The 14,627-nt window shown below is 38.8% G+C and carries 11 protein-coding genes and 1 pseudogene; all 12 read right to left on the reverse strand.

Annotated elements, in window-relative coordinates:
- Positions 1 to 19 precede the first annotated feature (19 nt).
- Complete coding sequence (rlmB, locus tag H1X92_RS01405) at positions 20 to 757, reverse strand: 23S rRNA (guanosine(2251)-2'-O)-methyltransferase RlmB (RefSeq protein ID WP_180558532.1); 738 nt, start codon at positions 755 to 757, stop codon at positions 20 to 22.
- Positions 758 to 831: 74 nt separating this feature from the next.
- Positions 832 to 3,282, reverse strand: coding sequence for a ribonuclease R (gene rnr, locus H1X92_RS01410; RefSeq protein ID WP_180558597.1), 2,451 nt, complete (start codon positions 3,280 to 3,282; stop codon positions 832 to 834).
- 57 nt (positions 3,283 to 3,339) lie between these two features.
- A complete protein-coding gene (gene nsrR / locus H1X92_RS01415; RefSeq protein WP_180558533.1) occupies positions 3,340 to 3,762 on the reverse strand; it encodes a nitric oxide-sensing transcriptional repressor NsrR in 423 nt (140 codons plus the stop codon).
- A 195-nt stretch (positions 3,763 to 3,957) separates the two neighbouring features.
- Complete coding sequence (locus tag H1X92_RS01420; protein WP_180558534.1) at positions 3,958 to 5,256, reverse strand: adenylosuccinate synthase; 1,299 nt, start codon at positions 5,254 to 5,256, stop codon at positions 3,958 to 3,960.
- 172 nt (positions 5,257 to 5,428) lie between these two features.
- On the reverse strand, positions 5,429 to 6,430 hold the full coding sequence (hflC, locus tag H1X92_RS01425; RefSeq protein ID WP_180558535.1) for a protease modulator HflC: 1,002 nt from the start codon (positions 6,428 to 6,430) through the stop codon (positions 5,429 to 5,431).
- A gap of 2 nt (positions 6,431 to 6,432) precedes the next feature.
- The gene (hflK, locus tag H1X92_RS01430) at positions 6,433 to 7,650 is read right to left on the reverse strand and encodes an FtsH protease activity modulator HflK (RefSeq protein WP_180558536.1); all 1,218 of its coding nucleotides are present in this window, start codon (positions 7,648 to 7,650) and stop codon (positions 6,433 to 6,435) included.
- Positions 7,651 to 7,735: 85 nt separating this feature from the next.
- Positions 7,736 to 9,026 (reverse strand): annotated as a pseudogene (hflX, locus tag H1X92_RS01435) (ribosome rescue GTPase HflX).
- A 94-nt stretch (positions 9,027 to 9,120) separates the two neighbouring features.
- The gene (gene hfq, locus H1X92_RS01440) at positions 9,121 to 9,417 is read right to left on the reverse strand and encodes an RNA chaperone Hfq (protein ID WP_026821863.1); all 297 of its coding nucleotides are present in this window, start codon (positions 9,415 to 9,417) and stop codon (positions 9,121 to 9,123) included.
- Between the two features lie 109 nt (positions 9,418 to 9,526).
- The gene (gene miaA, locus H1X92_RS01445) at positions 9,527 to 10,468 is read right to left on the reverse strand and encodes a tRNA (adenosine(37)-N6)-dimethylallyltransferase MiaA (RefSeq protein ID WP_180558537.1); all 942 of its coding nucleotides are present in this window, start codon (positions 10,466 to 10,468) and stop codon (positions 9,527 to 9,529) included.
- Positions 10,461 to 12,404, reverse strand: a complete 1,944-nt coding sequence (mutL, locus tag H1X92_RS01450; RefSeq protein ID WP_180558538.1) for a DNA mismatch repair endonuclease MutL — start codon at positions 12,402 to 12,404, stop codon at positions 10,461 to 10,463. The genes miaA and mutL overlap by 8 nt, the downstream gene beginning before the upstream one ends.
- A 21-nt stretch (positions 12,405 to 12,425) precedes the next feature.
- Positions 12,426 to 13,715 carry an N-acetylmuramoyl-L-alanine amidase AmiB gene (gene amiB, locus H1X92_RS01455; RefSeq protein ID WP_180558539.1) on the reverse strand — a complete coding sequence of 430 codons (1,290 nt, stop codon included), beginning with the start codon at positions 13,713 to 13,715 and terminating at the stop codon, positions 12,426 to 12,428.
- Positions 13,716 to 13,729: 14 nt separating this feature from the next.
- Positions 13,730 to 14,188 carry a tRNA (adenosine(37)-N6)-threonylcarbamoyltransferase complex ATPase subunit type 1 TsaE gene (gene tsaE, locus H1X92_RS01460; RefSeq protein ID WP_180558540.1) on the reverse strand — a complete coding sequence of 153 codons (459 nt, stop codon included), beginning with the start codon at positions 14,186 to 14,188 and terminating at the stop codon, positions 13,730 to 13,732.
- Between the last annotated feature and the right edge of the window lie 439 nt (positions 14,189 to 14,627).

The following is a 14,627-nucleotide window of genomic DNA, read 5'->3' on the forward strand; positions in this document are numbered from 1 at the left end:
ATCAATGATCTCATTTTTTTCACTGACGACGCCGTTGACGCACTGCTTCAAATAAACAAACCCCCGTCGCAACAGAAACATTTAAAGACGAAACCACTCCTGCCATTGGAATACTAATCAGCTCATCACAATGTTCCCTTGTTAATCGACGCATACCTTCACCTTCTGCCCCCATCACTAATGCAATAGCGCCGGTTAATTTACTGTCATATAGCGTATGATCGGCTTCACCTGCGGTACCAACAATCCAGATATGCTGCTGCTGCAGTTGACGTAATGTCCGCGCAAGATTGGTAACCCGAATTAATGGCATACTCTCTGCTGCGCCACAGGCAACTTTTTTAGCGGTAGCATTAAGCTGAGCAGATTTATCCTTTGGCACAATAACCGCATCAATACTGGCGGCTTCTGCACTACGTAAACAAGCACCTAGGTTATGTGGATCGGTAATACCATCCAATATAAGCAAAAAGGGTGATTGCACCTGAGAAATAATAATATCTAAATCACTTTCTTGATATTGCCGTCCAGGTTTTACCTGAGCAATAATACCCTGATGAACAGCGTTTTCTGTCTGCCGATCCATCCATTGACGATTAGCTAACTGGATAATAACGCCCAACTTTTCAAGTTGATGGATAATTGGCAATAAACGTTTATCTGCACGCCCTTTGAGTACATAAACTTGTTTTAAACGCGAAGGATCGCGTTCCAGCAGTGCTTGCACTGCATGAATACCATAAATAATTTCACTCATAAATTTATCGATTAGTTAATAACGGTTAAAGATAGTCAACCATTGCCGATGAAAAGGATCATTAATAAAAATAGCTAAGATTTTTTTTGTGCTTTTTTGAGTGCCTTTTTTACTTTCAATTTTGCAGCAATTTTTTTGCTTTTATCAGAAATTTTTTTCCCTTTCTTATCTGCTTTTTTAGCGTTCTTGCTGCCGTTCTTATTAGGTTTAACCAATACACTATTGGGGTCAAAATTTTTGTCTTGGCTGTGATTTAGTTGGCTATTAGTTGAAATTGCTTTTTTAAATTGCTTTTTGGCTTTTTCTTTTGCTGTCTTACCTGGATTTTTCGCCTTACGTAAAGTTGATATCAACGCGAAATCGATCTTGCGTTCATCCATATGTACCGCTTCAACACTAATTTCAACCTCATCACCAAGACGATAAACCATGCCCGAAGAGTCACCAATAAGTCGTTGTCCTACATTATCGTAACGATAGTAATCATTATTCAGTGAAGAGACATGCACTAGACCATCAATAAAAAGATCTTTTAAACGGACAAAAAAGCCAAAACCTGTAACACTGGTGATAATGCCAGTAAATACATTGCCAACTTGATCTTGCATAAAATCACATTTCAACCAATCAGCAACATCTCTCGTTGCTTCATCAGCCCGCCGTTCTGTCATTGAACAATGCTCACCTAATTGCAACATTTCATGGGTATCAGCATGCCAACCACCGGTTGGCGTCGAACGATGTTGATTGTTTCCATGTTGTGAAGATAAAAGATATTTAATCGAACGATGTAGGGCTAAATCAGGATAACGACGAATCGGTGAAGTGAAATGGGCATAAGATTTCAATGCTAAGCCAAAATGTCCTCTATTTTCAGGATCATAAATAGCCTGTTTCATTGAACGCAAAATCATCGTTTGCAGCAATTCATGATCCGGACGTTCAGCTACTTCGTCCATGATTTTAGCATAATCAGCCGGCTGTGGTTTCATACCCCCTGGTAATGTTAAGCCCAATTCACTAAATACCGTTCGTAAGTTTACAATGCTCTCTTGTTTGGGCCTATCATGGACACGGTACAAGCTAGGTTCTTTATTCCGCTCAACAAAACGTGCAGCAGCGATATTTGCTAAAATCATACATTCTTCAATTAATTTATGCGCATCATTCCGTTCAACCGGCTCTATCCGCTCAATGCGTTTTTCTGCATTAAAAATAAATTTTGCTTCTTCAGATTCAAAGGAGATAGCCCCTCGTTTCACACGCGCGTTATCTAACGCTTTATATAGTTGATGAAGTTGTTCTAAATGTGGCACTAGATCTTGATAATGTTGACGTAATTGTTCATCACCTTGTAAAATTTTCCAGACTTTGGTATAAGTCAACCTGGCATGGGAACGCATCACCGCTTCATAGAATTTAGATGAGGTAATTTGTCCTTGCGGCGATAACTGTATTTCACATACCATGCAAAGCCTTTCGACTTCAGGGTTTAATGAACATAATCCATTAGAAAGAATTTCAGGCAACATGGGGATCACCCGTGATGGAAAATAGACTGAGTTTCCTCGACTAACCGCTTCATTATCCAACGCCGTTTGTGGCCTTACATAATAACTAACATCTGCAATTGCGACCCATAAGCACCAACCACCGTCTTCTTTCGGCATACAATAAACTGCATCATCAAAATCCCGGGCATCTTCACCATCAATCGTGACTAAAGGTAGATGGCATAAATCTACTCGCCCTTTTTTTGCCGACGCAGGGATCTGTTCCGACAAATCAGCAACTTGTTTCTCAACTTGTGGCGGCCAACGATAAGGAATTTCATAGGTTCTTAATGCAATCTCTACCGCCATGTTAGTACCCATGCTTTCGCCTAATACTTCGACAATATTGCCTACTGCCTGAGTATGCCGTGCTGGCCGGGTTGTCATCTCAACGACAACCACATTTCCCATCCTAGCACCGTTAACCTGTTCTTTAGGGATCAAAATATCAAAAGATAGACGACTATCATCAGGGACTACATATCCCATGCCAGATTCTAAAAAATAACGTCCTACAATATGATTATTGCGTGGAACGAGTACTCGAACAATGCGAACCTCTGTACGTCCTCGCCGATCTTTGCCCAATGGTTGGACAAGCACAACATCCCCATGCAGCGCTTTTTTCATTTCTTCCAAAGAAAGGTAAAAATCCTCTTTTTGACCTTCTACACGTAAAAAACCAAAACCATCACGATGGCCAATAACAGTACCTTTGAGTAAATCAAGACGTTCAGGTAAGGCATAACATTGGCGGCGAGTAAATACCAATTGTCCATCACGTTCCATAGCACGTAAACGGCGCCGCAAGGCCTCTAACTCTTCTTCTTTGGTTAACTTTAATATTCGGGCAATTTCCTGTCGACTCACAGGCGTGGTAAATTTTGCTAATACCTCTAAGATATATTCACGACTTGCAATTGGTGAATGATATTTCTCTGCCTCTCGGTCTTTATATGGATCTTTTGCCATCATCCACCTCCGCTACCATATCGATTAATATAGCTACAAATACATTAGGTCTATTGTTTATTTTAACAGTAACTTATACAGTGGCTCGTTATTTTTTATTAGATCAGCCAGTGTATATTTATCTAATTCACTTAAAAAATGATCAATCGCTTGATTTAATATCTGTTTTAATCGACAAGCAGAAGTAATATGGCAATAATCACTACAGCAATTGACTAATGCTAGGGGCTCTAACAGACGAACAACCTCTCCAATTCGGATCTGTTCAGCTGGCTTGCCCAAATAAATACCCCCATTTTTCCCTCTCACCGCAGCAACAAGTCCAACTCGGCTTAATTGATTAATAATTTTTACCATATGGTTACGTGAGACACCGTAAACATTAGTGACTTCAGTAATATTAGTCATTTTATCCTTAGGTAATGACCCCATATAAATCAATGCTCTTAAGCCATAATCTGTAAAACTTGTTAACTGCACATCAACCTCTAGTTATAAAACAAAAATGAAAGGACACTTTTTTTACATTAATTCATTAAGTTATATCTATTATGTAAATTTTTATCCTATTAAGCAAAATTGATCAGTAATTTTGGTAACATGAATTAGTAGATATAAAAATAACGCCTGAATGTTCAGGCGTCACTCATTGAGCGATAGTATTTAGGGGTAAAATTATGCATCAAAAGGATCTTGTAATATCATTGTTTCAGCACGATCAGGCCCGGTGGAAATAATATCTATCGGGATGCCGGTTAATTCCTCAATCCGTTTAATATAATCAATTGCTGCTTTAGGTAATTGATTATATTCTTTTACCCTAAAAGTACTTTCACTCCAGCCTGGTAATGTCTCATATATTGGCTCTAAACCTTCCCATTCCTCTGCCGCTAATGGTGTTATTGTCAATTCAGTTCCATCTGGTTTGCGATATGCAATACAAAGTTTCACTTCATCTAAACCATCTAATACATCTAATTTAGTTAAACAGAAACCAGAAAGCGAATTGATTTGAACAGCTCGATTAATAGCAACAATATCTAACCAGCCGGTACGGCGGCAACGACCGGTTGTTGCACCAAATTCCTGCCCTTTTTCACGCAGGTATTCGCCCGTTTCATCGGATAATTCGGTTGGGAAAGGACCACCACCAACACGGGTAGAATAAGCTTTCAATATGCCTAAAACATAATCAATATAGCGCGGACCTAAGCCAGAGCCAGTAGCTACGCCCCCCGCCGTTGTGTTTGATGAAGTCACATAGGGATAAGTACCATGATCAATATCCAGTAATGTCCCCTGTGCCCCTTCATACATCACTAATTCACCTTTTCGATGTGCTTTATATAACAAATCAGCAACATCAACGGTCATCGCCGTCAAAATATCGGCAATAACCATAATATCATCTAATGTTTTTTGGTAATCGATTGCAGGCGCTTTATAATAATTCACTAATTGAAAATTATGGTAATCAACAATTTCTTTAAGTTTGGCTGGAAATGTTTTTTTATTAAACAAATCACCGACACGTATTCCACGGCGGGCAACTTTATCTTCATATGCAGGTCCAATGCCCCGGCCTGTCGTGCCTATCGCTTTTGCGCCGCGCGCTTTCTCACGCGCATTATCTAAAGCAACATGATAGGGCAAGATTAATGGACAAGCCGCTGAAATTTTGAGACGTTCACGCACTGGCACGCCACGCGCTTCCAACTTTTTCATTTCATCCATTAATGCATCAGGTGCTAACACTACACCATTGCCAATGACACTTATAACATTTTCACGCAGAATACCTGATGGGATAAGATGGAGTACAGTTTTTTCACCATTTACCACAAGCGTATGACCAGCATTATGGCCACCTTGATAACGAACAACATACTTAGCGCGTTCAGTTAGTAAATCGACTATTTTGCCTTTACCTTCGTCACCCCACTGAGTACCTAATACGACAACGTTTTTACCCATTTCAAAATTCACTCGATTGCTTAAAAAAGAATTCTACCATTTCAAACATTAGCTGCCAGCAATTTTTATAATACCAATACCTCTTTTCATCACAATCTTAACACATTAAAGCCCGCCTAATGCGGGCTTATCCAGAGTCATTTGGCAATCATTTTGCTTATCTTTTAAATGATCACTGTACCGCTCTTTGTTTAGTTGGTGCTCGCATGTAGCGGAAAAAATCTGTATCTGGACTTAATACCATCACATCATCACCATTTTTACTAAAACTCTTCTCGTATGCCCGCAAGCTACGAATGAAAGCATAGAAATCAGGATCTTGATTAAATGCATCAGCAAATAGCTTGGTCGCCATCGCATCACCTTCACCGCGTAATCTCAACGCAGTGCGCTCCGCTTCTGCCAATGTTTCAGTCACAGTTTTATCTGCTGCTGCACGGATCTTCACTGCCTCTTCTTGACCTTGTGAACGATGCTGACGCGCTACCGCCTCTCGTTCAGCACGCATACGCTGATATATCGCTTCCGAAACTTCACTTGGCAATTCAATACGTTTGATACGAACATCAACCACTTCAATCCCTAATGCCGCCATACTGTTTGGATTCACAACTGGCGAATTACCTTTGATCTCTTTATCAAAACGGGCTGCTGCCGAGGCAATAGCCTGATCAGCCTCTTTTGTCGCTTCAGTATCTGAACCTTTATTAAGTGCATCACGTACATCGACAGTCAAGCGCCCGCGAGAATCAGTAATAATATCTTTCACATTTAAACAGCCAAATTCTGAACGCAGGCGATCACTAAATTTACGTTTCAGTAAGGTTTCAGCTTGATAAGGATTACCGCCACCGGTCGCAACATAGTAACGACTAAAATCAGTAATTCGCCATTTTAAATAAGAATCAACCATTAAATCTTTATTTTCTCTAGTCAGATAGCGATCTGCCTGAACATCCAATGTCTGAATACGAGCATCCAACATTTTTACCGTTTCAATAAATGGTATTTTGAGATGCAAGCCTGGCTCATAAATAATAGGTTTATTATCACCATCACGTACAACCTTACCAAAGCGTAAAATGATGCCTCTTTCGGTCTGTTGAACTGTGAAAATTGACATATACAACACAACTAATGCAGCAACAATAATAACAATCACTGATTTACGCATGATTATTGTCTCCCTACACGAGCTGAATTACTGCCCCGAGCATTATCCCGCGTACCATAGCTATACGAATAAGGCGATTCAGTAGAAATATCCGATTGCTGAATAACTTTTGGTGGCGTTATTTTTTGTACATCTGCTACTTTATTTTGGTTGCTATTGCGTAGAATTTGTTCTAACGGTAACACTAACATACTATTACTCTTGTCGTTAACAATAACCTTACGCGTATTACCTAGCACTCGCTCCATTGTCTCAATATATAAACGCTCACGAGTAATTTGAGGAGCTGCTCGATATTCCGGCAACATTTTAGCAAAACTGGCCACTTCACCTTCAGCCTTGAAAACCACACTGGACTTATAAGCTGTTGCCTCTTCAATCAATTTCTGCGCATTACCTTTTGCTAATGGCAGGACTTCATTACGATAAGCTTGCGCTTCACGAATGGTCTTCTGTTCTTCTTCTCGTGCTGCAATAACATCATCAAATGCCGCTTTAACCGCTTCCGGTGGACGAGCAGCCTGGAAGTTAACATCTAATATTGTTATACCCATATTATAAGGTCTTATCGTATTTTCTAACTCTTTTTGTGTTTCATCACGGATAAAGGCGCGTTTCGTTGTCAACACCTGTTCCATTGCTGATTGACCGATAATTCCACGTACTGCGCTATCTATTGCCTGACGTAAACTGTTATCCGGGTTAGTAACATTAAATAAATATTGAGCCGGATCTGTGACTCGATACTGGACGTTCATTTCAACTTGGATAACATTTTCATCCGAAGTTAACATCATACCGCTAGTCGCTTGTTCACGTATGGTTTCAACATTAACCGGAATGACTTTTTCAATAAAATTCGGCTTCCAATTTAAACCCGGTTCAACAGTATGACTATATTTACCAAAACGGAAAACAACGCCACGATCACTCTCTTTTATCGTATAAAAACCACTTGCAGCCCAAATAATAACCATTGCTGCAATAATAATAGCGATAAAACGGCCGTTTATATTGACGCCATTTTGATTACTCGAACCATTTCTACCTTTATTATTCCCACCTAAACCACCAAGTTTGCGACTTAACTTGCGGAACAGATCATCAAGATCAACTGTTCCTTTTTTCCGATTACCTTTATTACCACTGGAGTTGCCGCTATTGCCGCTTCCCCACGGGTCGCGGTCCTGTCCGTTATTACCGGGCTGATTCCACGCCATGTTATAGCTCCATTCGTTATGATTGGTTTTTCAGGGCTAAGAGCAAATATATTTACTCTTAATTTGTTCAATCTATTGACCACATTTAATGTGTTGACTTAACAATGTACTCAAGTAAAGGTTGTTCTTGCTTACAAAGCCTTTGCCAGTCAACAATCGGCAGCTTCACTTCAAGCATGATACTGCCATCTTTATCCATTTCTTCATATTCGATTGCCTGAAGTTGATAAAACCGACTGCGCAAACGACCCGCTTCTGGCGGTAAACGCAATTCATAGTGTGCAATTTCACCAGAAAGACGTTCTGTCAGCGCCTGTAATAATAATGGAATTCCTTCACCTGTTTGGGCTGAGAGCCAGACCCGAATAGGGACATTATTCTCATTGCGATCAATACGGGGGGTAAATCCATTCAACATATCAATTTTATTCATGACTAACAGTGCTGGAATTTCATTAGCCTCAATTTCCTCTAATACACTTTCAACTGCTTGGATATTTTCTTCCATACGGTTATCCGCAGCATCGACAACATGTAATAATAAACTGGCTTCACGTGTTTCCTGCAATGTTGCTTTAAATGCCGCAACAAGATCGTGAGGAAGATGACGAATAAAACCGACAGTATCAGCCAACACTACCGCTCCAACATCATCTATATCAATACGCCGTAATGTAGGATCTAACGTCGCAAATAATTGATCTGCCGCATACACTTCAGACTTTGTCATTTGATTAAACAGACTAGACTTACCTGCATTAGTGTAACCTACCAATGATATGGTGGGAATACCCGCTTTACTTCTAGCTTGTCTACCCTGCTCTCTGTTTTTCAACCTTAGCCAACCGAGAAAGGATTTGCCGAATTTTACCTCGGATCAATCGACGATCCGTTTCAAGTTGAGTTTCACCAGGTCCACGCAGGCCGATCCCGCCTTTTTGTCGTTCAAGATGAGTCCAGCCACGGACCAAACGGGTAGAAATATGCCTTAACTGAGCTAATTCAACTTGTAGTTTACCTTCATGGGTTCGAGCGTGCTGTGCAAATATATCTAAAATTAAACCCGTACGATCAATAACTCGACACTGACATAATCGCTCAAGATTTCTTTCCTGGGCAGGGCTTAAAGTATGATCAAAAAGAACCACATCGGCATTACTAACTTTAACCGCTGCCGCAATTTCTTCCGCTTTACCTTCGCCAACAAAATATTTAGCCTGTGGTGATTTGCGATTACCTGTGATTATCTGTACTGGCTTGATGCCCGCAGAGATGACTAATGATTCAAATTCAATGAGGTTTTCAGTATCTTTTTCATTAGAGAAAAAAACATGCACAAGAACAGCTAATTCCCCACCTTCATGTCTGTCAAACAAAAGCACAACTCCTTAGACTTAAAAAATACCAAACAGGCAAAATACAGATAAAGTTCCCTTTATCTGTATTTTTTTGTTCAGACAATTAACTGAATTATTCAGTCGCATCACTATCCTGTGGAACTGCCACATTACCTGTATTGTAATTACCTAGGCCTGTATTACCCCCTTGGTTACTATGGTGAGATACAGGACGAGAAGGTACTACAGTAGAAATAGCATGCTTATATACCATTTGGCTTACTGTGTTTTTCAGTAAAATAACAAATTGATCAAATGATTCGATTTGACCTTGTAATTTGATGCCATTGACCAAATAAATGGAAACCGGAACCCTTTCACGACGTAACGCGTTTAGGAACGGATCTTGCAAAGATTGCCCCTTAGCCATTCTCTATTTTCCTTATTTTGTTGTTTTTAACTAAGAACCTTTATGGTTCGAAAAAATTAACTACTCAAAAAATTGTGCCTTTACCATCAATTGTACATAAATAGCAAACCTATGCACTAATAAGATGCAATATTGTGTTAAGAGCTCCCTTAATATCATCGCTATCAAGTCTATGCACGTTTTTCCATCCTTTTAACCATGTAATTTGACGTTTAGCCAATTGACGTGTTGCACATATACCACGATAAACCATTTCATCATAGTTGATTTCACCAGACAAATATGACCACATCTGACGATAACCAACGGAACGAATCGCAGGTAGATCCTGATGGAGATCCCCCCTAGCATAAAGAGCACTAACTTCATCCTCAAAACCTGCATTCAACATTTGTAGAAAACGCATCTCGATACGTTGATGAAGAATTTTACGTTCTTGTGGTGAAATCGCAAACTGTAACACATTATAAGGTAATTCTGCCTCTACAATTTTAGTCAATTCTGTCAGGTTCTTTCCAGAAACTAAGAAAACCTCCAAGGCTCGAGACAAGCGCTGCGGATCATTAGGATGGATTCTAGCTGCCGATATAGGATCAACCTCTTGCAAACGTTTATGAATTGCCTTCCAACCAGATTGCTTCGCTTGCATTTCAATTTCTGCCCGAATTGTAACATCGGCTGCGGGTAAGGGTGACAACCCCTCTAGCAACGCTTTAAAATATAGCATAGTCCCTCCAACGAGTAAGGGAATACGACCTGAAGCAACAATTTTTTCCATTTCTGTTAAAGCATCACGGCGAAAATCTGCCGCAGAATAAGATTGTGAAGGATCCAAAATGTCAATTAATCGGTGTGGAGCAATTTGTTGCTCTTCCAGTGTTGGTTTCGCTGTTCCTATATCCATGCCGCGATATATTAACGCAGAATCTACACTAATTATTTCAACAGGTAATTTTTGACGCAATGCCATTGCCAATGCTGTCTTTCCCGACGCCGTTGGTCCCATTATAAAAATCGCTTGCGGTTTAGGTTGAAAAATCTGTTTACTCATGGGTTAAAGCCGTTATCAACGATTCAAAATCAATTAGTTGTAGTAATGTTTTCGGTGGTTCTTTAACTAATTCAGGGTGAACTCGCTCAAGATCCGCTAGTAACTGTACCCCTTGTGCAACCGTCCACACTTGCTTTTCATTTACTAAATGATCTGCTAACCAAACAACTAATTCCTTAACCTGACAAGAAGAATTTTGAGCAAGATATTCCAACAGCTTTGGAAATAATTCAGCCAAATTTTGCGATCTCAAGGGACAAGATACAGCCCTAATTGTTGCTTTGTTATGAGAAATATTAATGTCAAAACCTAATGTAGTTAATAATACCTTTACTCGATAAAAAGTTTCAATTTCCTTTTCTGTTAATGCAAGTTTTATTGGTATAAGTAAAGGTTGAGATTTTAATCCTTGGTCAGTAGGAATTAATTGACTTCGTTTCAAATATCGCTCAGCTTCCGCTAATGATAACAAACCTATGCCAAATGATGATTCAATAAATGCGAAATTTTTAGAATAAATCGTTAATATTTTACCAAATGTATAATTTCTATCATTTTTTTCAACAACAATCGATTTTACTGCTAATTTTTCAGTTTCTATGGGGTTTCGTTCTGGAAAAAGTGGGATTTTTTCTTGTTTACATGGCTCATTTTGCATCAATTGCTGATAAAGCTCGCCCTGTTTTTTGTTATAGATTTTTTTAGCGATTTTTCCATTGTTGTAACAAGAAAATGCCGTCGTTTCCGATGGCGAAATTTGGCTAGTTGCATTTAATTCTGTTATTGCTTGCGCTTTTTGCTCTTCTACAACTAAATGCGGTTTTGAATCATTTGAGGCGAAAAAATTTTCACCGGCAGCTAACCGATTTTGCAATCCTAAAACAGGATGAGTTTCCTGTTTTGAACTAACAGCGACTTGATTAAATTGTTTTTGGTTTTGTTGTTGGCTTAATACCGTATTCACACCCTGATAGATAAAATCATGAACTAATCTTGCTTGGTGAAAACGAACTTCCTGTTTGGCTGGATGAACATTCACATCAACCTGATGAGGATCAATTGTTAAATAAAGAACATAAGCAGCTTGCTGCTCTTCTGGCAGACGATCAGCATAGGCCTGGCGAATGGCATGATTAATTAATCGATCACGCATCATGCGACCATTAACATAACAATATTGAATTTCAGCAGTCTTACCTAAATAGGGATTAGTGATCCAGCCTTTAATTGCTAAATCACCATGTTGCCAATATAATTGCAGCGCATTTTGCATAAAAGTACTACCGCAAATAGCAGCCAGACGTCGTTCATATTGTTCTTCACCCTTTGTCGCACGATACTGGCGCACTAATTTACCATTATGGTGCAAGTTAATTGCAACATCGAAACGCGCTAAGGCGATTCTACGTACCACCTCATCAATATGGCTAAATTCGGTTTTCTCAGTACGTAAAAATTTACGGCGAGCTGGCGTATTATAAAACAGATCAAGAACTTCAACTGTTGTTCCTATTGGGTGAGCAGCCGGTTTTAACGTAACATTCATCTCACGCCCTTCAGCATAAGCTTGCCAGGCTTCTGTTTGTGTTTCGACGCGTGAAGTTAGTATTAAACGAGAAACAGAACTAATACTAGCCAGCGCTTCTCCTCTAAACCCCATACTCATAATAGCGGCAAGATCTTCTAACGTAGCTATTTTGCTAGTAGCGTGTCGCTCCAACGCTAGTGTTAAATCTTGTTTGGCTATACCACTACCATTGTCATGAATACGAATGAGTTTTGCACCACCACGCTCAATTTCAATATCAATACGACTGGCGCCAGCATCAAGACTATTTTCGACTAACTCTTTCACAACCGATGATGGACGTTCAACAACTTCACCCGCAGCAATTTGATTAGCTAACTGAGGAGAAAGAATTTGTATTGCTGACATAATGACCTCTGCGGTATTCCATCATTTTGGCGCTGCTTGTAAGGGGTGCAGGATAAAATAATTACGTAATCCTTGATGAATAGCTATTGCCAAACGTTCCTGATAATCATCAGAAACTAAAAGACGTTCTTCAGAAATATTACTAATAAAACCTGTTTCCACAAGAATAGATGGAATGTCAGGAGAACGAAGTACCCCAAGACTGGCATGCTCCGGATCATATTTATGGATATTACCAATTTTATTTAATTCTGTTAGTACTTTTACCGCGACAGCATAACCTACACGCTGGGAATTGCCAAATTGCAAATCTAAAACAGCTTGGCTAAGATATGGATCTGCACCATTAGCTAATGCATCACCTGCACCACCTAATAATTCAGATTGCTTCTCATGTTGTTCAAGCCAATTACCCAATTCACTATTCGCTCTTCGATTGGAAAGAACCCAAACAGAAGCACCTCGAGCACGATTATTAGGTGCTGCATCAGCATGAATTGAAACGAGCATATCAGCTGCTTTTTGTCGTGCCACTTCTGAACGGCCCGCTACAGAAATAAAATAATCGCCATTGCGAGTCATCACCGGCTTAAACATCGGATCCGCTTTTAAATAGTTCTCTAATTTACGCGCGATACTCATTGTTATATTTTTTTCTCGATGACCATTTTGCCCAATTGCGCCGGGATCTTTACCACCATGCCCAGCATCAATTGCCACGACAACTTGCCGGGTTCCTTTAGGTAAATTTTTATATATTGAGGGGGCTGGAGAGTAATTGGCTAACTTTTTCTCAGTTTGTGAATTAATTGCTAACGATTTATTGATTACTTCAGTTGTTGGCTGAGATATCTGAGGCTGTGATGCGCCAGCATGACTATTCTTTAAGGTAAAAACTATTTGATAATGATGATTTATTTGTTCAACTACCGCACTTGCTGTCACTGCATTTGCCAGTTCGATAACAATACGTTGATACTGACTATTCGGAGGCTGACTAGTACGAACCCCTTTAACCAAATTATTATTTATAAACTTCATTGGCAATCCAGTTACCTGATCAGATTGACGGAAATCGATAACTAAACGCTCAGGTTCATGGAGTGGAAAAAAACGGTACTCTGGATTACCTGCAGCAAAGTGTAAAGTGACTTTTGCTTCTGATAAATTATCATTGACGTGAATATTGGATAAAGTTGCAGCCTGTGCACTAGACAACAATAAGTTGTTATGTAGTATCATTGTCATTAATAAAAAAAATACATGAGTTTGCCATCTTTTTATTATATTAATCATCGAAGTCGTCATCATGATTAGTATTCCTATTACGACAATTTTTCTAATAACGTTTCCCCATATGTTGATAACGCGACAAAGCGTGCTTGTCTTGCATTATTGTCATATGATAGATAGAGTTCAAGATCAGCGCATGGTAATATCCCTTCACCTTTTTTTGGCCACTCCACTAAACATATGGCCTGCCAATCAAAATAATCACGAATACCCATAAATTCAAGCTCTTCAGGATCAGTTAAACGATATAAATCAAAATGGTAAACGGGATTAGGAGCCAATAAATACGATTCAACTAACGTATAAGTTGGACTTTTTACATGTCCTTGGTAACCTAAACCTTGCAAAAAACCACGACTAAAAGTCGTTTTCCCGGCGCCCAAATCGCCATACAAATAAAGAATAAAAGATTGCTGACAAAGATGAGCTAAACGATGCCCTAAAGCTATTGTTGCTTTTTCATTAGCAAGCAATAATATAAGTTCTTTCATAAAAATATTGCCATTTTTTGTAATTTTTTATTTAATAGTTTAACTCATAAAATATATCATAAAATACTATTACTTACCGACTATTATAGCGATATTTAATGTTATTTTTAGCAATATTACTTACATCATATGTTTATGATTTAACTAGTTAATCTTTTTCAGTTACTTACTTTTACCAATATTCTATCATTTGAAGTGAACAAATTTATATAAAAAACAAACATATGAAATTTTTGATTAATTTCAAAAAGTTAATGTTTTTTATGTAATATTGTTGCTAAATAATTAGTAGATAAAACTTCATTAAATAACATTATGAAATTTTCTTGTGTTAAACAATTAAAGTTATTTAATTGAGAGTAGCTTTTTTACATGACTAAACAGGTGCTATATATCGAAACATAAATAAATACCCGCTAGTAAAAAAATATTATATTGT

This window comes from Arsenophonus endosymbiont of Apis mellifera, from assembly GCF_903968575.1.
In the GTDB taxonomy this organism is placed as follows: domain Bacteria; phylum Pseudomonadota; class Gammaproteobacteria; order Enterobacterales; family Enterobacteriaceae; genus Arsenophonus; species Arsenophonus apicola.